Below are 24,100 nucleotides of genomic sequence, written 5' to 3'. Positions count from 1 at the left end.
CGGGTTGCGGTGCTGCGGGCGGCCGGTGCGCATCCGGGTGATCTCGTCGTCGTGGTGCGGGGCTCAGCCGAGCTGTCCGGCGAGCGCGCGGATCCGGGCGAGGGAGGACTCCTTGCCGAGGATCTCCAGGGACTCGAACAGCGGCGGCGAGATCCGCCGCCCGGACACGGCGGTGCGGACGGGACCGAACGCGAGGCGGGGCTTGATGCCCAGCCCGTCGACGATCGCCTCGCGCAGGGCGGTCTCCAGCGCCGGGGCGCGCCAGTCCTCGAGGGGCTCCAGGGCCTCGAGGGCGGCCCGGAGGACGTCGCCGGCGGAGTCCTTGAGCTGCTTGCGGGCGTCGTCGGCGAGCTCGATCTCGTCGTCGGCGGCGAACAGGAACGACAGCAGCTCGGGGGCCTCCCCCAGCAGGTTCATCCGCTCCTGCACCAGCGGGGCGGCCTGGTCGAGGACCGCGGCCTCTCGTTCGGTCAGGGTCTCCCCCAGCACCCCCGCCGCCTGCAGGTAGGGGACGAGGCGGTCGCGGAAGTCGGCGGGCTCGAGCAGGCGCACGTGCGTGCCGTTGATGGCCGTGGCCTTCTTGAGGTCGAAGCGGGCCGGGTTGGCCAGGACGTCGTGGACGTCGAAGTGGGCCACCAGCTGCTCCACGGTGAACACGTCCTCGTCCGCGGACAGGGACCAGCCGAGCAGGGCCAGGTAGTTGAGCAGGCCCTCGGGGACGAAGCCGCTGTCCCTGAGGTGGAACAGGCTGGACTCGGGGTCGCGCTTGGAGAGCTTCTTGTTGCCCTCCCCCATGACGTAGGGCAGGTGCCCGTACTCGGGCACGTACTGCGCGACGCCGATCTCCACCAGCACGCGGAAGAGGGCGATCTGGCGCGGCGTCGAGGAGAGCAGGTCCTCCCCGCGGAGCACGTGGGTGATCTCCATCAGGGCGTCGTCCACCGGGTTGGTGAGGGTGTACAGCGGCTGGCCGTTGGCGCGCACCACGACGTAGTCCGGGATGGACCCGGCCCGGAAGACGATCTCGCCGCGGATCATGTCGTGGACCACGATGTCCTCGTCCGGCATCCGCAGCCGCAGCACCGGCTCCCGGCCCTCGGCCCGGTGGGCCGCGATCTGCTCCTCGGTGAGGTCCCGGTCGTAGTTGTCGTAGCCCAGCTTGGGGTCGCGGCCGGCGGCGCGGTGGCGGGCCTCGACCTCCTCCGGGGTCGAGTAGGCCTCGTAGACGGCCCCGTGCGCCAGCAGCTTCGCGGCGACGTCGCGGTAGATGTCCAGGCGCTGGGACTGCCGGTAGGGAGCGTGCGGACCACCGGTCTCCACACCCTCGTCCCAGTCGATGCCGAGCCAGGCCAGCGCCTCGAGCAGCTGCTGGTAGCTCTCCTCGGAGTCCCGCTGGGTGTCGGTGTCCTCGACGCGGAACACCATGGTCCCGCCGGTGTGGCGGGCGTGGGCCCAGTTGAACAGCGCGGTGCGGATCAGTCCCACGTGCGGGGTGCCGGTCGGGGACGGGCAGAAGCGCACCCGCACGGGCGAGGAGGTGGAGGCGGTGGCCGGGGTGGCGGGCTTTTCGGTCATGGCTCTTTCGGGACGTCGGTGGGTGCGTGGATGGGTTGGCGGGGCGTGCGGCCGCGGGCGTCAGCGGCGCAGGACGGTGGGCAGGACGCCGATGCCCTCGACCTCGACCTCGACGCGGTCGCCCTCGTCGACGATCCCGACGCCGGCGGGCGTGCCCGTGAGGATCACGTCACCGGGCAGCAGGGTGAACGCCTGGGAGACGTAGGAGACGAGGTACGGGACGTCGAAGACCATGTCCCGGGTGCTGCCGTCCTGCTTGGTCTCCCCGTTGACGCGGCTGCGCACGGCCAGTGCGGAGGTGTCGAGGTCGGTCTCGATCCAGGGTCCCAGCGGGCAGGCGCCGTCGAAGCCCTTGGCGCGGGCCCACTGGTTGTCGGTGCGCTGCACGTCGCGGCCGGTGAGGTCGTTGGCGGCGGTGTAGCCGAAGACCACCTCGGGCACGCGCTCCACGGGCACGTCCTTGCACATCCGCCCGATCACCACGGCGAGCTCCGCCTCGTAGGAGACCTCCTCGGTCCACGGGGGCAGGGTCACCGGGTCGCCGGGGCCGGCCACGGAGGTGTTGGGCTTGAAGAACAGCATCGGCGAGGTGGGCAGCTCGTTGCCCAGCTCCGCGGCGTGGTCGGCGTAGTTGCGCCCGACGCACACGATCTTGGAGCGCGGGATCACCGGGGCCAGGAGGCGGACGTCGGCGAGCTCGTGGCGCTGCTCCGTGGGGTGGACCCCGGTGTAGAACGGGTCGCCCGCGAGGACGGTGACCGTCTCGGCGCCGGGCGCGCCCTGGACCGCGCCGAAGTGGATCTCGTTGTCGACGGTGAACCTGGCAATTCGCATGGCCCCAGGCTATCCCACGGCCCGCGGGGCGGCGCGCGGCCCCCTCGGCCGGTCACCGAGGGGGCCGGGGGACTCAGACCAGGCGGGTGAGCCAGCCGTGGGGATCCTCCGCGCGGCCGGTCTGGATGTCCAGCAGCTGCTTGCGGATGTCCATGGTGACGGCCCCGGGCCGGGCGCCCTCCTCGCCGATGGTCCCCTCCGCGGAGAGGAGCCGGCCGATGGGCGTGATCACGGCCGCGGTCCCGCAGGCGAAGGCCTCGGTGACCTCGCCCGACCGCCAGCCCTCCCGCCACTCCTCGAGGGTGAAGCGGCGCTCCTCGACGGTCATCCCGCGGTCGCGCGCGAGCTGGATGATCGAGGTGCGGGTGACGCCCTCCAGGATGGTGCCGGTGAGCTCGGGGGTGACCAGCGTGTCCTCCCCGAGGACGAAGAACACGTTCATCCCGCCCAGCTCCTCGACGGCGTCCCCGCGGTCCCGGTCCAGGAACATCACCTGCTGGCAGCCGTGGGACTCGCCCTCGATCTGGGCGACCAGCGAGGCCGCGTAGTTGCCGCCGCACTTGGCCGCCCCGGTGCCGCCGCGCCCGGCGCGGGCGTAGTCGCGGGAGAGCCAGATGTCGACCGGCTTCACGGGCCCGCCGAAGTAGTTGCCGGCCGGGGAGGCGATCACCGAGTACAGCACCTGCCGGGACGGGCGCACGCCCAGGAACGCCTCGGTGGCGATCATGAACGGACGCAGGTACAGGGACTCGCCCTCCCCGTCCGGCACCCACTGCTCGTCCACGGCGACGAGCTCGCGCAGGGAGTCCAGGAACATCTCCTCGGGCAGCTCCGGCAGCGCCAGCCGGCGGGCCGAGCGGTTGAGCCGGGCCGCGTTGGCCTCGGGCCGGAACGTCCACACGGAGCCGTCCGCGTGCCGGTAGGCCTTCAGCCCCTCGAAGATCTCCTGGCCGTAGTGGAGCACCGCGGCGGCGGGGTCGAGCACCAGCGGCCCGTACGGCTCGATCCGCGGGTCGCTCCAGCGCCCCGTGCCCGCGACGACGTCGCCGAACCAGTCGATCTTCACCATGTGGTCCGAGAAGTTCGTGCCGAAGCCCGGGTCGGCGAGGATGGCCGCGCGCACCTCCTCCGGGACCGGGTCCTGGGTCAGGTGGTGGGCGAAGGTGGTGGGCTGAGTGGTCACTGCGTCTCCCTGCGGGGTCGACCCCGTGGCGACCGGCACGCGGGGCGGGCGGATGGTTCGTGCCCCAGCCTATCCCCGGAGCACGCGGGCGGGGCGGCTCAGGCCAGCGCGGCGAGCACGCCGTCGCCCACCTGGGCGGTGCTGCGCGTCTCTGTCCCGTGCGCGGCGAGGTCCTGCTGCACGGCGGCCTCGATCCGGGCGGCCTGCTCCGGGAGGCCGAGGTGCTCGAGCATCATGGCGGTCGCCAGGATCGCCGCGACCGGGTTCGCCAGCTGCCGCCCGGCGATGTCCGGCGCGGAGCCGTGCACCGGCTCGAACATCGACGGCGCGGTGCGGTCCGCGTTGATGTTGCCCGCCGGGGCCAGGCCGATGCCGCCGGTGACCGCGCCGGCCAGGTCGGTGAGGATGTCGCCGAAGAGGTTGTCGGTGACGATCACGTCGAAGCGCGCCGGGTCGGTGGTGAGGAAGATGGTCGCCGCGTCCACGTGCAGGTAGTCGACCGCGACCTCCGGGAACCCGGCGCCGATCTCCTCGACCAGCCGGGAGTAGAGCCGCCCCGCGTTGACCAGGACGTTGTGCTTGTGCACCAGGGTGAGCTTCTTGCGCTCGCGCCGGGCGGCCAGCTCGAACGCGTAGCGCACCAGCCGGCGCACGCCGTGGGCGGTGTTGAGCGAGACCTCGGTGGCGATCTCGGCGTCGGTACCGGGGCGCAGCACCCCGCCGTTGCCGGCGTAGGGGCCCTCGGTGCCCTCGCGGACCACCACGAAGTCGATGTCCCCGGGCCGGGCGAGCGGGCTGGTGGTGCCTGGATAGAGCCGGGAGGGGCGCAGGTTCACGTAGTGGTCCAGGGCGAAGCGCATCCGCAGCAGCACGTCCCGCTCGATGACCCCGGAGGGCACCCGGCGGTCGCCGGGGGCGGCGCCCACCGCGCCGAAGAGGATGGCGTCGTGGCCGCGCAGCTCCTCCAGCGTCTGCTCGGTGAGGGTCTCCCCCGTCTCCAGCCAGTGCTGGGCGCCGAGACCGAACCGGCGCTTGTCCACGCGGACGCCGGCGGCGGAGGTCACGGCGTCGAGGACCCTCTCCGCCTCGGCCACCACCTCCGGGCCGATGCCGTCGCCGGGGACGACGGCGATGCTCAGGTGGGCGGGGGTTGCTGCGGGAGTCGGCTCGCTCATGCCCTCAGGATAGGAGCGCCGTGGCGCGAGCATCCACGCTCCGGACGGACGTCTCACATGCCGGACGGCCCCGAGGGTTCAGGCCTGCAGGGCCGCCGGCTCCTCGTAGCGGGGGAACACCGGCGCCGGGGCGGGCAGCGGGGTGCCGGGGACCAGCGGCGCGCCCAGGGCGGTGAAGAGCCGGGCGTCGCCCTCGGCCTGGCCGAGCACGTCGAGCAGCCGGCCGGCCGCCTCCGGCATCACCGGCTGCACGAGCAGCCCCACCGTGCGCACGACCTCGAGGGTCACCCACAGCACCGTGGCCATCCGCTGCGGGTCGGTCTTGCGCAGCTTCCACGGCTCCCGGGCGGTGAAGTAGCGGTTGGTCTCGGCGACGACCCGCCAGACGAGCTCCAGGGCCCGGTGGAACTGCTGCTCGTCGAACTCCGCGCGCACCGGCTCGTAGAGGCCGGCCGCGGCGTCGAGCATCGCCCGGTCCTCGGCCGTGAGCTCCCCCGGGGCCGGGACCCGGCCCCCGCAGTTCTTCGCGACCATCGACAGCGAGCGCTGGGCCAGGTTGCCGAGGTCGTTGGCGAGGTCGGAGTTGATGCGGTTGCGGATCGCGTCGTGCGAGTAGCTGCCGTCCTGGCCGAAGGGCACCTCGCGCAGCAGGAAGAAGCGCAGCTGGTCCAGCCCGTACTCGGCGACCAGGGCGTGCGGGTCGATCACGTTGCCCACGGACTTGGACATCTTCTCGCCCTGGTTGAACAGGAACCCGTGGGCGAAGACCCGCTCGGGCAGGGGCAGCCCGGCCGACATCAGGAACGCCGGCCAGTACACCGCGTGGAAGCGGGCGATGTCCTTGCCGATCACGTGCGCGTCGGCCGGCCAGTAGCGCCGGAAGAGCTCCGAGTCGGTGTCCGGGAAGCCGACCCCGGTGAGGTAGTTGGTCAGTGCGTCCACCCACACGTACATCACGTGGTCCGGGTCGCCGGGCACGGGCACGCCCCAGTCGAAGGTGGTGCGGGAGATCGAGAGGTCCTCCAGGCCCGAGCGGACGAAGGAGGCGACCTCGTTGCGGCGGGTCTCCGGGAACACGAAGCCCTGCTGCTCGTAGAGGGCCAGGAGCCGGTCCTGGTAGGCGGAGAGCCGGAAGAAGTAGGACTCCTCCTCCGTCCAGGTGACCTCCGTGCCGGTGCCGAGCGAGTAGCGCAGCCCGTCCTCGCGCAGCTCGGTCTCGTCCTCGGCGTAGAACGCCTCGTCGCGCACCGAGTACCAGCCGGCGTACTTGCCGAGGTAGACGTCCCCGGCCTCCTCCATGCGCCGCCAGATGGCCGCCGAGGCCGCGTAGTGGTCGGGGTCCGTGGTGCGGATGAAGCGGTCGTAGGAGATGTTCAGGGCGTCGTCCATCGCCCGGAAGCGCTCCGCGTTGCGGTCGGCGAGCTCCCGGGCGGTCAGCCCCTCCTTCTCCGCGGTCTGCTGCATCTTCTGCCCGTGCTCGTCGGTGCCGGTCAGGAAGCGGACGTCGAAACCGTCCAGCCGCTTGAACCGGGCCATGACGTCGGTCGCGATCACCTCGTAGGCGTGCCCGATGTGCGGGGTGCCGTTGGGGTACGCGATGGCCGTGGTGATGTAGTACGGGGTGCGGTCGGAGGAAGTCACGGTTTCCACTCTACCGACCGCGCCGGGGCTGCGGCGCCCGCCCGCGGGTGCCACGATGGGCGGGACAGCCGGCACCGATCCCTCAGGAGGCCACCGTGCGCAGCGAGCTCTTCGCCCAGGACAACTTCGAACGCCAGAGCCAGGAGCGCTGGACCCTGCAGTCCTCCCGGATGCTCCGGGTGGGCCTGGGCCCGGACGTCGTCGCCACGAAGGGCGCCATGGTCGCCTACCAGGGGCGGATGGGCTTCCGGCACGAGGGCTCGGGCTCGATCGGCAAGCTGATGAAGAAGGTGCTGACCAGCGAGGACGCGCCCATGATGCGCGTCTCGGGCGAGGGCGAGGTGTTCTTCGCCCGGCAGGCGCGCACCGTGTTCACGGTGCTGCTGGAGGGCGAGGGGATGACGGTCAGCAGCTCCTCCCTGCTGGCCTTCGACGACACCCTGTCCTGGGACATCCGGCGTGTGGGCGGGGCCGGGATGATGGCGGGCGGGCTGTTCAACCTGGAGCTCTCCGGCCACGGGGTGCTCGCCCTGTGCTCCGACGGGGCGCCGATGATCCTGGACTGCGCGAGCCAGCCCACGTACGTGGACCCGCAGGCGGCCGTGGCGTGGTCGGCCAACCTGGTCCCGGGGATCCAGAACGACCTGTCGATGGGCTCCCTGCTCCGCGGCGGCTCGGGCGAGTCCTTCCAGCTGGCCTTCTCGGGCCCCGGCTTCGTCATCGTCCAGCCCTCGGAGGGCGTCCCGGTGGTGCGGCAGGGCTGAGCCGCCGCCGGGAGCCGGGGTCGCCCAGCCGCCCCCGGGTGAGGCCGACGACGACCAGCGCGGCCCCGGCGTAGGTGCCGAACAGCACGAGGTCCACCACGTCCAGCAGCCCGGTGTGCACCGGGTCCGCGGCGAGCAGGACGAGGTGGTCCTGGGCCGGGGTGAAGCTCGCGTGCAGCAGGACGCAGAGCAGCACGCTGCGGGTGCGGTTGTAGAGCGGCGTGTAGAAGAACGCCAGGACGAAGGGCACCGCGAAGCCCAGCGGTCCGTAGAGCGGCACGTGCCACACCCCCCACAGCAGGCCCAGCAGCGCCGTGGCGCGCAGCGGCCCCAGCCGGGCCTGCAGCCGCGGCAGCGCGAACCCGCGCCACCCCGGCTCCTCGAGGCCGCCCCCGAGGACGGCCACGAAGGCGAAGCCCGCCAGGTAGGCGGGGGCCCGGGCGAGGGCCAGGGACCAGTCGACCTCCCGGCCCAGCGCCACGAGCACCAGGTTGACGACGGCGTACAGCAGCGCGGGCAGCCCCAGCGCCCGGGCCCACCAGCGGACGGGGACCCGCCACCGCACGATCGCCCGGGCCCAGGTCCGCAGCGGCTCCCCCGCCAGCCGGGTGGCCGCGGCCGCCGCCAGCAACGGGCCGAAGCCGCCGAGCAGGAGCAGGACCGTGCCGCCGGCCCCGAGCAGCAGGGGTGCCCAGCACGTCCAGGACCAGGCGTAGGCCAGCGCGAAGTAGACCACGAGCTGGTGGCGCCCGACCCAGCTCCGCACGCCCCCGCCGGGCGACCGCTCGCGTGCCCCGACGTCCGCCATGCGGACCACCCCCGATCGTGGCGGCTGCCTCCGCCCTCAGGGTACGGCTCCGGACACGGCGAGGGGCCGCGTCCGCACGGAATGCTCGGCGCATGACGTGCGGACGCGGCCCCTCGGCCGGTGCCCCCGCCGCCGTCGTGGGCGGCGGGGCGGGTGCGGATCAGCGGGCCGCGGTGCCCTCCACGTAGTCGGCGTCCGGCGAGGTCCAGGCGAAGAGCTTGCGCAGCTCGCGGCCGGTGACCTCGATCGGGTGGGTCTCCTCCTTCTCGCGCAGCTTCTTGAACTCGGGGCCGCCCTGGTCCTGGTCCTCGATGAAGCGCTTGGCGAAGGTGCCGTCCTGGATGTCGGCGAGCACGGCCTTCATGTTCTCCTTGACCGCGGGGTTGATCACGCGGGGGCCGGAGACGTAGTCGCCGTACTCGGCGGTGTCGGAGATGGACCAGCGCTGCTTGGCGATGCCGCCCTCGACCATGAGGTCCACGATGAGCTTGAGCTCGTGCAGGACCTCGAAGTAGGCGATCTCCGGCTGGTAGCCGGCCTCGGTGAGGGTCTCGAACCCGTACTGGACGAGGTGGGACATGCCGCCGCACAGCACGGCCTGCTCGCCGAAGAGGTCGGACTCGGTCTCCTCGGTGAAGGTGGTCCTGATCACGCCGGCGCGGGTGCCGCCGATGGCCTTGGCGTAGGACAGGCCCAGCTCGAGGGCCGCGCCGGAGGCGTCCTTCTCGACGGCCACGAGGGCGGGCACGGCGCGGCCGGCCTCGAACTCCCGGCGCACGGTGTGGCCCGGCCCCTTCGGCGCCACCATGACGACGTCGACGCCCTCGGGGGCCTCGATGTAGCCGTAGCGGATGTTGAAGCCGTGGGCGAAGAACAGGGCGTCGCCGTCCTTCAGGTTCGGGGCGATCGACTCGGCGTAGACGTGGCGCTGGACCTGGTCCGGGGTGAGGATCATGATGACGTCGGCTTCCTCGACGGCGTCCGCGACGGTGAGGACGCGCAGCCCCTCGGCCTCGGCCTTCGCGCGGGACTTCGAGCCCTCGGCGAGGCCGATCCGGACGTCCACGCCGGAGTCGCGCAGGTTCAGCGCGTGGGCGTGGCCCTGGGAGCCGTAGCCGATGACGGCGACGGAGCGGTCCTGGATGATCGACAGGTCGGCGTCGTCGTCGTAGAAGATCTCTGCCATGGGGGTGTCTCCTTGAAGCATGGATGGGCGCGGCGGAACCCGCCGCGAGGTGGTTGGGGTGTCTGTGGGCCGGCGCCCGGGGCACCGCCGCCCGGGGGCGTCAGTGGCGCAGGGCGCGGTCGCTCATCGACTTGGGACCACGTCCGAGGGCCAGCGTACCGGCCCGGACGATCTCCCGGACGCCGAACGGCTCCAGGATGTCGAGCAGCGCCCGGAGCTTGTCCGGGGCGCCGGTGGCCTCGATGACGAGCGACTCGGTGGAGACGTCGACAACGGTGGCCCGGAACAGGTCTGCGGCTTGGGTGACCTGCAGACGGGTCGCGGCGTCGGCGCGCACCTTGACCATGATGTGGTCACGCTGCACCGACGACTCGGTGGTGAGCTCGACGATCTTGATGACGTTGATCAGCTTGTTCAGCTGCTTCGTCACCTGCTCGAGCAGCTCGCCCTCGGCGTCCACCACCACGGTGATGCGGGAGACGCCGTCGAGCTCCGTGGGTCCCACGGCGAGCGAGTCGATGTTGAAGGCGCGGCGGGCGAACAGCCCGGCCACGCGGGTGAGCACGCCGGGCTTGTCCTCGACCAGCACGGAGAGGGTGTGTCGGCTCATGGTCAGTCCTCCTCGTCCCAGTCGGGAGTCATGTTGCGGGCGATCTGGATCTGGTCGTTGGACACGCCGGCGGGCACCATCGGCCACACCATCGCGTCGGCGGAGACCACGAAGTCGATCACCACGGGGCGGTCGTTGATCTCGAGGGCCTGGCGGATGACGTCGTCCACGTCCTCGTCCCGGGTGCAGCGCAGCGCGGCGCACCCGTAGGCCTCGGCGAGCTTGACGAAGTCGGGCACCATGATGCTGTCGTGGCCGGTGTTCAGGTCGGTGTTGGAGTACCGGCCGTCGTAGAACAGGGTCTGCCACTGGCGCACCATGCCCAGCGAGGAGTTGTTGATCACGGCCACCTTGATCGGGATGTTGTTGATCGTGCAGGTGGCGAGCTCCTGGTTGGTCATCTGGAAGCAGCCGTCGCCGTCGATCGCCCACACCACGCGGTCCGGCTGGGAGACCTTCGCGCCCATCGCGGCGGGCACGGCGAAGCCCATGGTGCCCAGGCCGGCGGAGTTCAGCCACTGGCGGGGCCGCTCGTAGCGCACGAAGTGGGAGCTCCACATCTGGTGCTGGCCCACGCCCGACGCGTAGACGGCCTCGGGGCCGGTCAGGGCGGAGATCCGCTCGATGACGTGCTGCGGGGAGCCCAGCCCGTCGGCGGGCTTCGGGTAGCCGAGCGGATAGGTGGCCTGCAGGCCGCTGAGCGTGGTCCACCACGCGGAGAGGTCCGGCGCGCCGCCGCGCTCGAACTCCTGGCGCACGGCGGCGACCAGGTCCGGGATGATCTCCTTGACGTCGCCCACGATCGGGACGTCGGCGGTGCGGTTCTTGGAGATCTCGGCCGGGTCGATGTCGGCGTGGATGATCCGGGCGGTGGGGGCGAAGGTCTCCAGGTGGCCGGTGACCCGGTCGTCGAAGCGCGCGCCCAGCGTCACCAGCAGGTCGGCCTGCTGCATCGCGTACACGGCCGGGACGGTGCCGTGCATCCCGGGCATGCCGAGGTTCTGCTCGTGGGAGTCCGGGAACACTCCGCGCGCGGTCAGCGTGGTCACCACCGGGGCGCCGGTGAGCTCCGCCAGCTCGGCGAGCTCGGCCGCCGCGTCGGCGCGCATCGTCCCGCCGCCCACGTAGAGCACCGGGCGCTGGGCGGCCGCGACGAGCTTGGCGGCCTCCCGCACCTGCTTGGCGTGCCCGCGGGTGACGGGGCGGTAGCCGGGCAGGTCCATCCGCGGCGGCCAGGAGAACGTCATGGTGTCCTGCTGGGCGTCCTTGGCGATGTCCACGAGCACGGGACCGGGCCGGCCGGTCGAGGCGAGGTGGAAGGCCTCGGCGAGCACCCGCGGGATCTCCTCGGCCTGCGTCACCAGGTAGGAGTGCTTGGTGATCGGCATCGTCATTCCCACGATGTCCGCCTCCTGGAAGGCGTCGGAGCCGATGACCTTCGAGGACACCTGCCCGGTGATGGCGACCATGGGGATGGAGTCCATGTGCGCGTCCGCGATCGCAGTGACGAGGTTCGTGGCCCCGGGGCCGGAGGTCGCGATGCACACGCCCACCCGCCCGGAGGCCAGGGCGTAGCCCTCGGCGGCGTGGCCGGCGCCCTGCTCGTGCCGGACCAGGATGTGGTTGATCCTGTCGGTGTCCATCAGCGGGTCGTAGGTCGGCAGGATGGCGCCGCCGGGCAGGCCGAACACGTCGGTCACCCCGAGCTCCTCCAGGGACCGGATGACGGCCTGGGAGCCGGTCATCTGCATGGGCGGCACGGTGTTGCCGGGCCCGTGGACGGCCGGGGCTGCCGGGACGACGTGCTCGCGGGCGCCCGGAGGCCGGTGGTCGGCGGCGGTGTCCACCCGCTTGGTGGCCATCAGCGCCGGGCTGATCGGCTGTCCCTTGCTCATGTCACTGTCCTTCTGGTGTCGGTGGTTCTGTTCCGGCCCCTGCGGTCGCGTCCCCGATGGCGCCGGGCAAGAAAAAGGGCCCTCGCTGCACCGGGTGGTGCGACAGGGCCCGTGCGCTCGACCGGTCGTCGGCTCAGGCCCCGCGTCCGACGAGGACGCGTACCGTGAGCTGGACGACACCGTGGCTGAGTTGCATGGCTCCATGCTCTGCCGCCCGCCCGGGCGTGTCAATCTTCGGACGGCCCGTCCCACCATGTGAGACAGCGCACGCCGGGGCCGTCGCCGCGCGCCCGCGACAGCCCCTGCGGGGCCGCCCTCCTGCCGCCGCGGCAGCGGCCGGCTCCGTGCGGCGAACCGGCCCGGGGTCCGCACGGCACGTCCGGCCGGACCGGGCGCCGACCGCACGCGCGGTGCGGCGGATCCGGGGCGGCCCCGAGGCGGTCCGGGCGAAATGGACAAGCCGCCGTGAGGTGGTAGAGTACTTTCTCGTTGCGAGGCACAGCACGGCGCAAGCCGGCCGGCCCGATTCGGCCCCCGGGCCGGGTCGTGCTACTGTTTCTGCCGCAGCACCCGCGCCCCTAGCTCAATTGGCAGAGCAATTGACTCTTAATCAATGGGTTCTCGGTTCGAGTCCGAGGGGGCGCACCACAGCAGAGGCCCTGCCGCGTCAGCACGCGGCAGGGCCTCTCGTCGTTTCCGGGACCGATTGCAGCGCACCACTCCGGCCCGGGGCGCCTCCCGTCGTCGTCGGCCTCCCCGCGCCGGCCCGGGCACGACAGTGCCCGGGGTCACGGCTGTGCCCCGGGCGTCCTCGGCGGGGCCCTGCCCTCGTGGTCCCGCGCGCGGCGGTGCGGAGGCCGCGTCGCGCCGCCTCCCGGCCGGGGCCGCGGGCGGCGCGGACCGGCTCAGGGAGTGGTGTCGCCCTGGGCCACGGTCTCGCGCTCCACTGCGTCGTCCACCTCGATCTCCTGAGCGGCCGGGGACGCCCCGGCGGAACCGGCGTCGGTGACGGTTCCGTCGGGCTCCACCCGCAGCTTCCAGCGGGCGCCGCCGAGGGTGGTGATGATGTCGGCCAGGGTGCGGCGCAGGCTCTCGTCGGTGAGCAGGCCGTCCCCCACCAGGTCGTCCTCGAGCTGCGTGGCGGCCTCGAGGATGCGCTGCCCCTCCGGGGTGATCGACACGAGGTGGCTGCGGCGGTCCCGCACGTTCTTCGAGCGGGTGACGTGCCCGTGCAGCTCGAGCCGGTGCAGCGTCTTGCCCATGGTCTGCGCCTGCACCCGGACGCGGTGCGCCAGCTGGGCCTGCGTCATGCTCCCCGCGGTCTGCAGCACGTCGAGGGCCATGACGCCCGCATGGGTGACGCCGAGCGTGGCCAGGCGCTCGTTCCAGGCGTGCTCCACGAGACGCGCCGCCGTGGAGAGCAGTCTGTTGGTGGGCCATTGAGTGGTGAAAGGCATGAAAAGCAGTCTACCGACCCGGAACGCCGATTACAGCATCATGCTAAGCAAACTTATGAGCATTTCGCCGCGCGTGGACACCGGGGTCCCGAGGTGCCGCCCGCTGACCCGTCCAGCGGCCCCCCGGGAACCGCCGGTAGTCTTCGTGGTCCGGGCACCGCCCGCACAGCACAGCACAGCACAGCACGACAGCATGGAGGAACCGTTCATGGCGGCACGTCTCGAACCCGGCCGGAAGGCCCCCGACTTCACCCTGCCCGACGCGCAGGGCCGGCCCGTCTCGCTCGCCGACCACCGCGGGCGCCGCGTGGTCGTCTACTTCTACCCCAAGGCCTCCACGCCCGGCTGCACCACGCAGGCGTGCGACTTCCGCGACAGCCTGGAGCGCTTCGCCGCGGACGGCTTCGCCGTCGTCGGCATCTCCCCCGACGGCCCGGAGGCGCTGGCCCGGTTCGCCGACGCCGAGGCCCTGACCTTCCCCCTGCTCTCCGACGCCGACCACCGGGTCGCCGAGGCGTACGGGGCCTGGGGCGAGAAGAAGAACTACGGCAAGACCTACGAGGGCCTCGTGCGCTCGACCGTGGTGGTCGGCCCGGAGGGGGACGTGGAGCTCGCGCAGTACAACGTCCGTGCGACGGGACACGTGGCGAAGCTGCGCCGGGACCTCGGGCTCGACGCCTGAGGCTAGGATGAGCGGGGGCCCGGACGGGCCCCTCGGCGCGAGTGGTGGAACTGGCAGACACGCAGGATTTAGGTTCCTGTGCCCTGACCGGCGTGCGGGTTCGAGTCCCGCCTCGCGCACCCCACGGCCCCGCACGGGGCCTGAGCACGACCCGGCCGACGGCGATCAGCACGGCGGCCTCCACGACGACGACCACCCCGCCGGCCGGTCCGGCCGGCCACGAAGGACCCATGGCGCCCAGGCGAGTTCCCCGCACCGCGGCCGCCCTCGCGCTCTGCGCGGGGCTGCTCGCCGTGAGCGCGTGCGCGCCCGGCGACGGCTCGCCCGCTCCCACGGCCTCCCGCTCGGTGCCGCAGGCCACGTTCGTCTTCGCCAACGCGGCGGCGGCGCCCACCCTGGACCCGGCGGTGGTCAGCACCGTGGAGACCTCACGGATCGCGGCCCAGATGCTGGAGGGCCTGGTGCGGGCGGACCCGTCGACGGGCGAGCCCGTGCCGGCGCTCGCCACGTCCTGGCAGCGCTCGGCGGACGGGCTGACCTACACCTTCGAGCTGCGCGACGGGGTGCGCTTCCACGACGGCACCGTCCTGGACGCGGACGCGGTCTGCGCGAACTTCGAGCGCTGGGAGTCCCTGGCCGCTGCCGGGCAGCGGACCTCCTTCGCCACGGTCTTCCGCGCCGCCGACGGCGGGACCCTGTACGAGGGCTGCACCGTGGAGTCGCCCTCATCCCTGGAGCTGTCCCTGACCTCCGCCCGCACGCCCGTGCTGCGGGCGCTGACGCAGCCGGCCTTCGGCATCGCCTCCCCGGAGGCCCTGGCGGCCGGCACGCAGGGGACCCACCCCGTGGGAACCGGCCCGTTCCGCTACGAGTCCGGGGACGGCACCCGCGTGGTGCTCCGGGCCGATCCCGGCTACTGGGGGGAGCTCGGGGACATCGGCACCCTCGAGTTCCGCACCGTCGCCGAGCCCGAGCTGCGCTACGTCGCGCTGCGCCTGGGCCAGGTGGACGGCTACGACCAGGTGGGCCTGGACTCCTTCGCCCCGCTGGCCCGGGAGGGCGTCCAGGTCTTCCAGCGGGACCCGTACTCGGTCTCCTACCTCGGCATCAACCAGAACGTGCCCCCGCTCGACGACCCGGACGTGCGGGAGGCGATCGCCGCCGCGGTGGACCGGGGCGCCATCGTGCGCGAGCACTATCCCGACGGCACCCGGGTCGCCGACCAGTTCCTCCCGGCCCGCTTCGCGATGGACGGGACGGACCTGCAGGTGCCCTCCTACAACCCGCAGCGGGCGCGGGAGCTGCTCGCACAGTCCTCCTACGACGGGGAGCCGCTGCGCTTCTACTACCCGCGCCACACCTCCCGCACGTACATGCAGGAGCCCGAGAAGGTCTACGCCGACATCGCGGCCCAGCTGGTCCGGGCGGGCTTCGTGATCGAGCCCGTGCCGGTGGACTGGACGGACGGGTACGTCCAGCAGGTCCAGGACCCGGACGGCGACCACGCCCTGCACCTGCTGGGCTGGAACGGCGGCTACCGGGATCCGGACTACTTCATGGGGGCGCTCTTCGGCGGGCCCGGCGGCGAGTTCGGGATCGACAACGCCTCGCTGTTCCGGGCGGTCGACCGCGCGGCGGCCCTGCCCGACGGCGAGGAGCGCACCCGCGCCTACGCGTCGATCAACGACCGCCTCTCCCGTCTGCTGCCGGCCGTCCCGCTGGCCCACCCGATCTCGGCCGTGGCCGTCGACGACTCCGTCACCTCCTTCCCGCTGACCTCCACCGGCTACGAGGAGTTCAACCGGGTCCGCCTCGACCCCGCGCGCTGAGCCCGGCCGCCGGGCGCCCGGTGCCATTCGGGAATCGTCCGGGCGTGGCGTTAGTCTGAGTCCCGACCACTCACCGGCGCAGCGTCAGCGCCGGGCGTTCTACGGGAGCATCGACTGTGACATCACCTCAGGCAACGGAATCGACCGACGTCCTCCTGATCGGGGGCGGCGTCATGAGCGCCACCCTCGGCGTGTTCCTCAAGGAGCTCGAGCCGCAGTGGGACATCACGCTGCTGGAGCGCCTGGACCAGGTGGGCGCGGAGAGCTCCAACGTCTGGAACAACGCCGGCACGGGCCACTCCGCGCTGTGCGAGCTCAACTACGCCCCGCAGGCCGCCGACGGCTCGGTGAACCCGGCCAAGTCGCTGAGCATCAACGAGCAGTTCCAGCTCTCCCGCCAGTTCTGGGCCTCCCTCGTGTCCGAGGGCAAGCTGCAGGACCCGCGCACCTTCATCAACCCCGTGCCGCACATGTCCCTGGTCTTCGGCGACGCCCACAGCGACTACCTGCGGCGCCGCTACGAGGCGCTGAAGCCGAACAAGCTCTTCGAGCGCATGGAGTACACCGAGGACCGGGACAGGATCGCCGACTGGGCGCCCCTGACCATGCACGGCCGGGGCGCCGGGCGGGTGGCCGCCTCCTGGTCCCCGGAGGGCACCGACGTCGACTTCGGCGAGCTGACGCGGCAGCAGGTCGCCCACCTGCAGGCCCGGGGCGGCGAGGTCCGCTACGGCCAGCAGGTCGTGGACCTCGACCGGCAGAGCGACGGCACGTGGGTGGCCGAGGTCAAGAACCGGCTCAACGCCGAGGGCCACCGCCTGATCCGGGCCAAGTTCGTCTTCGTGGGCGCCGGCGGCGGCGCCCTGCCGCTGCTGCAGAAGTCCGGCATCCGCGAGGCCAAGGGCTACGGCGGGTTCCCGGTCTCGGGCCTGTGGCTGCGCAACACCGACGAGAACGTGGCCTCCCAGCACAACGCCAAGGTCTACGGCCAGGCCTCCGTGGGGGCTCCCCCCATGTCCGTGCCGCACCTGGACACCCGGTACGAGCACGGCCGGCGCGCCCTGCTCTTCGGCCCCTACGGCGGCTTCAAGCCCAACTTCCTCAAGCAGGGCTCGTTCCTCGACCTGCCGCTGTCCGTGCGCCCGCACAACCTCTACCCCATGACCCGCGCCGGCCTGGCGAACCTGGACCTCGTGAAGTACCTGCTGAGCGAGCTGGCCAAGACCAAGGGGCAGCGCGTCGAGGCCCTCCAGCAGTTCTACCCGACCGCCGACGGCTCCCAGTGGGAGCTCGTCGAGGCCGGCCAGCGGGTGCAGGTGATGAAGCGGGACAAGGAGAAGGGCGGCGTGCTGCAGTTCGGCACCGAGCTCATCACCGCCGCCGACGGCTCCATCGCCGGCCTGCTGGGGGCGTCCCCGGGTGCCTCCACGGCCGTGCCCATCATGCTCAACCTGCTGGCCAAGTCCTTCCCGGGGCGGATCTCCGGGTGGGAGGGCCGCCTGAAGGAGCTCATCCCCTCCTACGGCGTCACCCTCAACGACCACCCGCAGCTCGCGGACGAGGTCATGGGCCGCACCGCCCAGGTGCTCGGCATCGGCTGACCCCGCGCCGGCCCGGCACGCGAGCCCCGGACCCGCCGGTCCGGGGCTCGCGGCGTGCCCGCCCCCGCCCGGTGCCGGCACGGACGGTCCCGGCCCCCTGTCGGATTCCGGCGGTACGCTGAGGAGCGCCCGCTCCCGGCCTCTCCGGGGCGCCCTCGACCGTCCCTCCCCTAGGAGCACGCGTGTTTCTCCTCGCCCGCGCCTCAATGGCCAACCGCGCCCTGATCGTGCTCATCACGGTCTTCGTGGCCGTCTTCGGCGTGCTCAGCATGCGCTCCATGAAGCAGGAGCTCATCCCCTCCCTGGAGATCCCCGTGATCAGCGTGGTCTCGGTGATGCCGGGGTCCTCGGCCGAGGTGGTCGACGAGCAGGTGGGCCGGCCGCTGGAGCGCGCCCTGAACATCGTGGAGGGCCTGGAGAGCTCCACGTCCACCTCGCGCAGCGGGCTGTCCGAGATCCAGCTCGGCTTCGAGTACGGCACCGACCTGGACCGGGCCCGCAACCAGGTGGAGCGGGCCGTGTCCAACGTCGAGACGCAGCTGCCGGAGGACGTCGAGCCCACCGCCTTCGCCGGGTCCGTCGCGGACTTCCCCATCGTCTTCCTCGCCGTGTCCTCCGACGAGGCGCTCAGCCCGCTGGCCGCGGACCTGGAGCGGCTCACGGTCCCGGACCTGCAGAAGATCGACGGCGTGCGCTCGGCCGAGGTCAGCGGCGCCCCGGAGCAGGTCGTGTCGATCCTGCCGGACCAGGCGCAGCTCGCCCGCGCCGGGGCCACTCCCGCCGACCTCCGCACCGCGCTGGAGGAGAGCGGCGGGCTCGTGCCGGTGGGCACGGTCGAGGACGGTGCCACGAGCGTCCCCGTCCAGGCAGGCTCCCCGCTGGACTCCCTCGAGGCCGTGCGCAACGTCCCCCTCCCCCGCTCCGAGGACACCCCCGAGGACACCCCCGCTGCCGCCGGGACGACCACCATCGGCGAGGTGGCCACCGTGCAGCTCGCCGACCAGGAGCAGACCTCGATCACGCGCACCAACGGTGAGCCGACCCTCGCCGTGTCCGTCACGAAGACCCCGGACGGGGACACCGTGGGGATCTCCCGGGCCGTCGAGGAGATGGTCCCCCGGCTCGAGGAGGACCTGGGCAACGGCGCCCGGATCACGACCGTCTTCGACCAGGCGCCCTACATCGAGCAGTCCATCGAGGACCTCACCGTGGAGGGCCTCCTGGGCCTGGCCTTCGCCGTCCTCGTCATCCTGGTGTTCCTGGCGTCCCTGCGCTCGACCCTGGTCACGGCGATCTCCATCCCGCTGTCCCTGCTGGCCACGTTCATCGGCATCAGCGCCCTGGGCTACTCGCTCAACCTCCTGACACTCGCCGCGATCACGCTGTCCGTGGGACGTGTGGTGGACGACTCCATCGTGGTGATCGAGAACATCAAGCGCCACTACGGGACGGTGGACCTGCGCACGGACCCCGCCAACGCGAAGCGCCGGGCCATCCTCACCGCGGTGCGCGAGGTCTCCGGGGCGATCACCGCCTCGACGCTGATCACCGTGGCGGTGTTCGTGCCGATCGCCTTCGTGGGCGACGTGACGGGTGAGCTGTTTCGGCCGTTCGCGCTCACCACGACCATCGCCCTGCTGTCCTCCCTGGTGGTGTCCCTGACGATCGTGCCGGTCCTGGCGTACTGGTTCCTGCGCGATCCGCGCCTGGCCCGGCGCCGCTCCCGCACGGCCTCCGCCCGGACGGCGCCCTGGTCCTCCACCGGCGCCGAGGCGCCCACCCGTCTGGCCCGCGGCTACCTCCCGGTGCTGCGCGGCACCCAGCGGCACCCGTGGGCGACGGTAGGGGTGAGCGTGCTGGTCCTCGCGGGCACGGCCGCCCTGCTGCCGGTGCTGCCCACGAACCTGCTGGGGGACACGGGACAGAACACGATGACGATCGAGCAGGACCTCCCGGCCGGGACCGCCCTGGCCGTGACCTCCGAGCAGGCGTCCCGCGCCGAGGAGGTGCTCGCCTCGACCGAGGGCGTCGAGGACGTCCAGGTCACCATGGGCACCGGCGGCGGCTTCTCCGCGTTCATGCCCGGCAGCGGCAGCAACAGCGCCACCTTCTCCGTGACGACGGACGCCGAGGTCGACCAGCAGCAGCTGCGCCGGAGCGTGGGCGAGCAGCTGGACGCCCTGGACGGCGCCGGCGACTTCTCCGTGCAGGGGGCCCAGGGGTTCACCAGCAGCGACGTGGAGATCACCGTCAGCGCCCCGGACCAGGACACGCTGGTCACGGCGGACGGCGCCGTCGTGGAGGCCATGCGCGGGCTCGACTCCGCCGGGCAGGTGACGAGCAACCTGGCCGCGACCCAGCCCACCGTGGTCGTGACCGTCGACCGGGCCGCCGCGGCCGAGCGCGGGCTGACCGAGGAGCAGGTCACCGGGGCGCTGGCCGGAACGGTCAACCCGGTCCCGGCCGGGTCCATCGACCTGGACGCCGACTCCGTGGCCGTGACCATCGGCGAGGGCCGCGCCGTGGAGGACGTCGAGGCCCTGCGCGCCCTGCCGGTGCCCACGGCCGGCGGAGTGGCGCGCCTGGACGACCTGGCCGAGGTCGAGGAGACGCTCACCGTCGAGACCATCACCTCGAGCCGCGACCAGCGCACCGCGACCGTGGCCGTCACCCCGGCGGGCGACGACCTCGGCGCCACGAGCGCCGCGGTCCAGGAGGCCCTCGCCGGACTCGACCTCCCGCAGGGCGCGGCCGCCGAGCTCGGCGGTGCCGCGACGGAGCAGCAGACGACCTTCCGCCAGCTGGGCCTCGCGGTGCTCGCGGCCATCGCCATCGTCTACGTGGTCCTGGTGGCGACGTTCAAGTCCCTGGTCCAGCCGCTGATCCTGCTGGTCTCGATCCCGTTCGCGGCCACGGGCGCGGTGCTCGCGCTGCTCGTCTCCGCGGTGCCCCTGGGCCTGGCCTCCCTCGTGGGCGTGCTCATGCTGGTGGGGATCGTGGTGACCAACGCGGTCGTGCTGATCGACCTCATCAACCAGTACCGGGGGCGGGAGCACGGCATGGCGCTGGAGGACGCCATCGAGCGCGGCGCGACCCGCCGCCTGCGGCCCATCGTGATGACCGCACTGGCCACCATCCTGGCGATGACGCCCATGGCGCTCGGGGTCACGGGGCAGGGCAGCTTCATCTCCCAGCCCCTGGCCGTGGTGGTCATCGGCGGGCTCATCTCCTCGACCCTGCTGACCCTGGTGCTGGTCCCGGTGCTCTACCGGCTCGTGGAGGCCCGCAGGGAGGAGCGCCACCTCCGCCGGGAGGAGCGGATCGCGGCGCTGGCCGACGCGTGACACCTGCGCTCTTTCGTGGACATTTGCGTTAGGGAATGCTGGTGTCCACACAGAGCCTGCGCGGTCGGCCGGGGAGGCCCCGGCCTCATCCGGCCTGGTCAGAACGGGGTGTCGGGGTACTGCCCGGATGGGCCCCACCCGGCCCCGGTGGGGGGACCCCCGAAAGGGGGACACTCGCGCCCGGTCCGGCCATGTAACCCGGTCGTAGCATTAACGTGTGCCCCGCAGAGAAACAGACCGTGTGCAGAACAGCGCCGACGCCTGGGAGGCCCTTTTCAGGGCCCAGGTGACGGTCATGCGGCGCCTCCAGCGCCAACCCGAGTTCGCGGAGCTCTCGGCCCGCGAGTACGACGTCCTGTTCAACCTGTCGCGCTCCGACGAGTCGGGGATGCGGCTCAACGAGCTCAACGAGTACGTGCTGCTCACCCAGTCCAGCCTCAGCCGGATGCTCGAACGCCTGGAGCTCAAGGGGCTGGTGCACCGCTGGCAGGACCCCCAGGACCTGCGGGGCCTGCGGATCCGGCTGACCGATGCGGGCCGGGCCATGCAGGCGCAGATCGCCGAGCAGTTCCGGGTGCACGTGCACGAGCTGATGTCCGCCGGGCTCGACCCGGAGGAGCTGCGCATCCTCACCCGGCTGGCGGACCGCCTGCGGGAGGCCGTCAACTCCCTCTGACCGGCCCGTCAGCTCAGCCGGGCAGCGGAAGGACGACCCGCGCCCCGGGATCCTCGGACGTGACCGCGGTGGACTCCGCCGCGATCCGCATCTCCCCCAGCGTGATCCGCCCCTGCAGGGTGGTCAGGAACGCCGTCTCCGAGGCGTCGGCGCCGGTGGCGATCCGCACGAACTCCGAGCGGGGGGCCAGTCCCGTGGCGTCGAGGATGTACCATCCGCCGTCGTGCCACGCCTCGACCACGGCGTGGAAGTCCATGGGGGACAGCCCGGGGGCGTAGACGGACACCAGCCGCGCCGGCACGCCCAGGGACCGCAGCAGGGTGATGAGCAGGTGGGCGTAGTCGCGGCAGACGCCCTGGCGGGTCAGGTACGTGTGCACGGCGGTGTCCGTGGCCGTCGACGAGCCCGCCACGTAGTCCAGGTTCTCGTGCACCCAGTCCCGCACCCGCTGCAGGGTCGCGTAGCCACCGCCGCGGGCTCCCGGGAACAGGGCGTCGGCGGTGCCGGTCATCTCGTCGGAGGGGCAGAAGCGGCTCGGGCGCGTGTAGCGGACCACGTCCACGGACGCCGCCGCCGGCGGCGGGCCCCCCGCGCCGTCCAGGACCAGCTCGTAGGAGACGGTGCACTGCGTCCCGCCCGGCACGCGGGCCAGGTGCAGCCGGGTGCCGTGCAGGTCCTCGGCCGGCTCCAGCGGCAGCGGCTCGCCGTCCACCCGCAGGCGCAGCCGCTCCCCGGGGTGCGGACCGCCGCCCAGACGGGCGGCGGCGAGCGAGAACACCGCCAGGTGGTCGGTCTCGGACGCGAAGTCGACCTCCGCGGAGACGGTGCGCCGGGTGGTGGGCACGAGGGGCCTCCTGATCAGATGGGATGTCGGCCGGGCCCGCGGCCCGCCAGCACCATTGTCGCCCACCCGATCGATCATCAGTACACTGATGCAGGAGACCTCCCCCACACGCCCCCGCCGCCGGCCGGAGCCCACGCACCGGATCCGGCGGCCACGACCGAAGGACGTGCACGATGGCACAGGACACGACCCAGGACAGCCGGTCCAAGGAGCGGACTGCCCCGGACCCCGAGGACGACCGCAAGCCGGACAGCCCCACCGAGCTCAGCAAGCCCGCGTGGGGCTACATCTTCAAGCGCTCGCTCTCCGAGTTCTCCAAGGACGACTGCACCGACCTCGCCGCGTCGCTGACGTACTTCGCGGTGCTCTCCCTCTTCCCCGCGCTGCTGGCCATCGTCTCCCTGCTCGGCGTGTTCGGGCAGGGACAGGCCACCACCCAGGCCATCACGAACTTCCTCAGCGACTACGCGCCGCCGGAGCTCGTCACGCTGCTCGAGGGACCCATCAACAACCTCACCACCAGCACCGGCGCCGGGCTCGCCCTGTTCACCGGTCTGCTCGGCGCCCTGTGGACCGCCTCCGGCTACACCGGGGCGTTCGGCCGGGCCATGAACCGGATCTACGAGGTCGAGGAGGGCCGGCCGATCTGGAAGCTGCGGCCGATGAACATCCTCGTGACCCTGGTCCTGGTGCTCGTCGTGGTGCTGATCATGCTGATGCTCCTGATCTCCGGTGGCATCGCCCAGTGGGTGGGCGACCTCATCGGCCTCGGCACGACCGCGGTGACCGTCTGGAACATCGCCAAGTGGCCGGTCGTCGTCGCCCTGGCGATCGTGCTCATCGCGATCCTCTACTACTTCACCCCCAACGTGGAGCAGCCGAAGTTCCGCTGGATCAGCATGGGCTCGATCGTCGCCCTGATCGTGGCGGCCCTGGCCGCGGCCGCCTTCACCTGGTACGTGGTCAACTTCGCGTCCTACAACGCCACCTACGGGATCATCGGCTCCGTCATCATCCTCCTGCTCGGTCTGTGGATCATCAACAACGTGCTGCTGCTGGGCGCGGAGATCGACGCCGAGGTGGAGCGCGGCCGCGAGCTCCAGGGCGGGATCAAGGCCGAGGAGACCATCCAGCTCCCGCCGCGGGACACCCGCCAGATCGACAAGCAGGAGAAGAAGGAGGAGAAGCTCATCGACCGCGGCCGCAAGCTGCGCCTGGAGCACGAGCACCTCGACTACTCCTCCGACGACTCCTCCGGGAACTCCGCGGACTCCGGGACCTCCCGGCAGGGCAGCAGCTCGGCCTCCTGATCCCGAGCACCGCACCGCGCAGCTCCGAGAGCTCGGCGGGCACCGCAGCGGCGGCACCGTGGCCCAGCGCCACGGGGTCGCCGCTGCGGCGTTCCCGGGACCGCCCCGCGCCCCCGGTGCGCCCGGTGCGCCCTTCCCTAGACTGGGGAGCAGGGTTCCGGACCGGAACCGCCACGTCGTCCGCAGAAAGGACCATTCCCCATGCACGAGGTCAGAGGAGTCGTCGTCAAGGCGAAGAACGAGCCGGCCACCCTGGAGACCATCCTGGTCCCGGACCCGGGACCGGGCGAGGCCCTGGTGGACGTGCTCACCTGCGGGGTGTGCCAGACCGACCTGCATTACAAGGTCGGGGCGGTGGGCGAGGACTTCCCCTACCTGCTGGGCCACGAGTCCTCGGGCATCGTCTCGGCGGTCGGTGAGGGGGTGACGGAGGTCGCCGTGGGCGACCACGTGATCCTGAACTGGCGGGCGGTGTGCGGGCAGTGCCGGGCCTGCCGGCGGGGCGAGCCCTGGTACTGCTTCGCCACCCACAACGCCACCCAGAAGATGACCCTGGAGGACGGCACCGAGCTGACCCCGGCCCTGGGCATCGGCTCCTTCGCGGAGAAGACCCTGGTGGCCGCCGGGCAGTGCACCAAGATCGAGGGCGAGCTCCAGGACCACCAGTACGCCGCGGTGGGGCTGCT

At 72.3% G+C, this 24,100-nt stretch carries 19 protein-coding genes and 2 tRNA genes; 10 read left to right on the top strand and 11 right to left on the bottom strand.

Annotated features, from left to right (window positions below):
- Nucleotides 1-63: 63 nt before the first annotated feature.
- From gltX to metG, 5 genes are all read right to left on the bottom strand, one after another.
- Nucleotides 64-1,575 (bottom strand): glutamate--tRNA ligase, encoded by a 1,512-nt coding sequence (gene gltX / locus ABL57_RS16260; protein WP_047804526.1) that lies wholly within the window; start codon nucleotides 1,573-1,575, stop codon nucleotides 64-66.
- A 60-nt stretch (nucleotides 1,576-1,635) separates the two neighbouring features.
- A complete protein-coding gene (locus tag ABL57_RS16255; RefSeq protein WP_047804525.1) occupies nucleotides 1,636-2,409 on the bottom strand; it encodes a fumarylacetoacetate hydrolase family protein in 774 nt (257 codons plus the stop codon).
- Nucleotides 2,410-2,482: 73 nt separating this feature from the next.
- Complete coding sequence (locus ABL57_RS16250; protein ID WP_047804524.1) at nucleotides 2,483-3,592, bottom strand: branched-chain amino acid aminotransferase; 1,110 nt, start codon at nucleotides 3,590-3,592, stop codon at nucleotides 2,483-2,485.
- 98 nt (nucleotides 3,593-3,690) lie between these two features.
- Entirely contained in the window at nucleotides 3,691-4,767 is a 1,077-nt protein-coding gene (locus ABL57_RS16245; RefSeq protein WP_047804523.1) for a 3-isopropylmalate dehydrogenase, read from the bottom strand.
- A 78-nt stretch (nucleotides 4,768-4,845) separates the two neighbouring features.
- Nucleotides 4,846-6,408: a methionine--tRNA ligase gene (gene metG, locus ABL57_RS16240; protein ID WP_047804522.1), complete on the bottom strand. Its 1,563-nt coding sequence runs from the start codon at nucleotides 6,406-6,408 to the stop codon at nucleotides 4,846-4,848.
- Nucleotides 6,409-6,503: 95 nt separating this feature from the next.
- Between metG and ABL57_RS16235 the strand changes: the two genes are divergently transcribed.
- Entirely contained in the window at nucleotides 6,504-7,172 is a 669-nt protein-coding gene (locus ABL57_RS16235; RefSeq protein WP_047804521.1) for an AIM24 family protein, read from the top strand.
- On the opposite strand, the gene ABL57_RS16230 is transcribed toward ABL57_RS16235, so the two are convergent.
- The 4 genes from ABL57_RS16230 to ABL57_RS16215 form a co-directional block, all read right to left on the bottom strand.
- The gene (locus ABL57_RS16230; protein ID WP_082157504.1) at nucleotides 7,126-7,980 is read right to left on the bottom strand and encodes a CPBP family intramembrane glutamic endopeptidase; all 855 of its coding nucleotides are present in this window, start codon (nucleotides 7,978-7,980) and stop codon (nucleotides 7,126-7,128) included. The two genes, ABL57_RS16235 and ABL57_RS16230, sit on opposite strands and share 47 nt — an antisense overlap.
- Nucleotides 7,981-8,140: 160 nt before the next feature.
- Nucleotides 8,141-9,166, bottom strand: coding sequence for a ketol-acid reductoisomerase (gene ilvC, locus ABL57_RS16225; RefSeq protein ID WP_047804520.1), 1,026 nt, complete (start codon nucleotides 9,164-9,166; stop codon nucleotides 8,141-8,143).
- A 100-nt stretch (nucleotides 9,167-9,266) separates the two neighbouring features.
- Nucleotides 9,267-9,776 (bottom strand): acetolactate synthase small subunit, encoded by a 510-nt coding sequence (gene ilvN / locus ABL57_RS16220; RefSeq protein ID WP_047804519.1) that lies wholly within the window; start codon nucleotides 9,774-9,776, stop codon nucleotides 9,267-9,269.
- Nucleotides 9,777-9,778: 2 nt separating this feature from the next.
- Nucleotides 9,779-11,671 carry an acetolactate synthase large subunit gene (locus ABL57_RS16215; RefSeq protein WP_047804518.1) on the bottom strand — a complete coding sequence of 631 codons (1,893 nt, stop codon included), beginning with the start codon at nucleotides 11,669-11,671 and terminating at the stop codon, nucleotides 9,779-9,781.
- Nucleotides 11,672-12,243: 572 nt separating this feature from the next.
- Here ABL57_RS16215 and ABL57_RS16210 point away from each other — a divergent pair.
- A tRNA-Lys gene (locus tag ABL57_RS16210) sits at nucleotides 12,244-12,319 on the top strand.
- A 257-nt stretch (nucleotides 12,320-12,576) separates the two neighbouring features.
- Here the strand turns inward: ABL57_RS16210 and ABL57_RS16205 are convergent.
- Nucleotides 12,577-13,128 carry a MarR family winged helix-turn-helix transcriptional regulator gene (locus ABL57_RS16205; RefSeq protein ID WP_075871533.1) on the bottom strand — a complete coding sequence of 184 codons (552 nt, stop codon included), beginning with the start codon at nucleotides 13,126-13,128 and terminating at the stop codon, nucleotides 12,577-12,579.
- A 208-nt stretch (nucleotides 13,129-13,336) separates the two neighbouring features.
- On the opposite strand from ABL57_RS16205, the gene bcp reads away from it, so the two are divergent.
- The 6 genes from bcp to ABL57_RS16175 all read left to right on the top strand — a co-directional run bounded on the left by bcp (nucleotide 13,337) and on the right by ABL57_RS16175 (nucleotide 21,260).
- Nucleotides 13,337-13,810, top strand: coding sequence for a thioredoxin-dependent thiol peroxidase (gene bcp / locus ABL57_RS16200; protein ID WP_047804517.1), 474 nt, complete (start codon nucleotides 13,337-13,339; stop codon nucleotides 13,808-13,810).
- A 35-nt stretch (nucleotides 13,811-13,845) separates the two neighbouring features.
- Nucleotides 13,846-13,929 (top strand) — tRNA-Leu (locus tag ABL57_RS16195).
- 111 nt (nucleotides 13,930-14,040) lie between these two features.
- Nucleotides 14,041-15,639, top strand: coding sequence for an ABC transporter substrate-binding protein (locus ABL57_RS16190; protein ID WP_047804516.1), 1,599 nt, complete (start codon nucleotides 14,041-14,043; stop codon nucleotides 15,637-15,639).
- 116 nt (nucleotides 15,640-15,755) lie between these two features.
- Entirely contained in the window at nucleotides 15,756-17,240 is a 1,485-nt protein-coding gene (locus tag ABL57_RS16185) for a malate:quinone oxidoreductase (RefSeq protein ID WP_082157503.1), read from the top strand.
- A gap of 182 nt (nucleotides 17,241-17,422) precedes the next feature.
- The gene (locus tag ABL57_RS16180) at nucleotides 17,423-20,584 is read left to right on the top strand and encodes an efflux RND transporter permease subunit (protein WP_047804514.1); all 3,162 of its coding nucleotides are present in this window, start codon (nucleotides 17,423-17,425) and stop codon (nucleotides 20,582-20,584) included.
- Between the two features lie 295 nt (nucleotides 20,585-20,879).
- Nucleotides 20,880-21,260 (top strand): MarR family winged helix-turn-helix transcriptional regulator, encoded by a 381-nt coding sequence (locus tag ABL57_RS16175; protein ID WP_238986095.1) that lies wholly within the window; start codon nucleotides 20,880-20,882, stop codon nucleotides 21,258-21,260.
- Nucleotides 21,261-21,273: 13 nt separating this feature from the next.
- On the opposite strand, the gene ABL57_RS16170 is transcribed toward ABL57_RS16175, so the two are convergent.
- On the bottom strand, nucleotides 21,274-22,104 hold the full coding sequence (locus ABL57_RS16170) for a transglutaminase family protein (RefSeq protein ID WP_053005055.1): 831 nt from the start codon (nucleotides 22,102-22,104) through the stop codon (nucleotides 21,274-21,276).
- Between the two features lie 173 nt (nucleotides 22,105-22,277).
- On the opposite strand from ABL57_RS16170, the gene ABL57_RS16165 reads away from it, so the two are divergent.
- Entirely contained in the window at nucleotides 22,278-23,414 is a 1,137-nt protein-coding gene (locus ABL57_RS16165) for a YihY/virulence factor BrkB family protein (protein WP_047804512.1), read from the top strand.
- 201 nt (nucleotides 23,415-23,615) lie between these two features.
- Nucleotides 23,616-24,100, top strand: a 485-nt coding sequence (locus tag ABL57_RS16160; protein ID WP_047804511.1) for an alcohol dehydrogenase catalytic domain-containing protein, incomplete at its 3' end; no start/stop codon positions are given.

The sequence above is a fragment of the Kocuria sp. SM24M-10 genome (assembly GCF_001027955.1).
Taxonomy (GTDB): Bacteria; Actinomycetota; Actinomycetes; order Actinomycetales; family Micrococcaceae; genus Kocuria; species Kocuria oceani.
The sequence above is the reverse complement of the archived record's forward strand: the minus strand, read 5'-3'. Positions and strand labels throughout refer to the sequence as shown.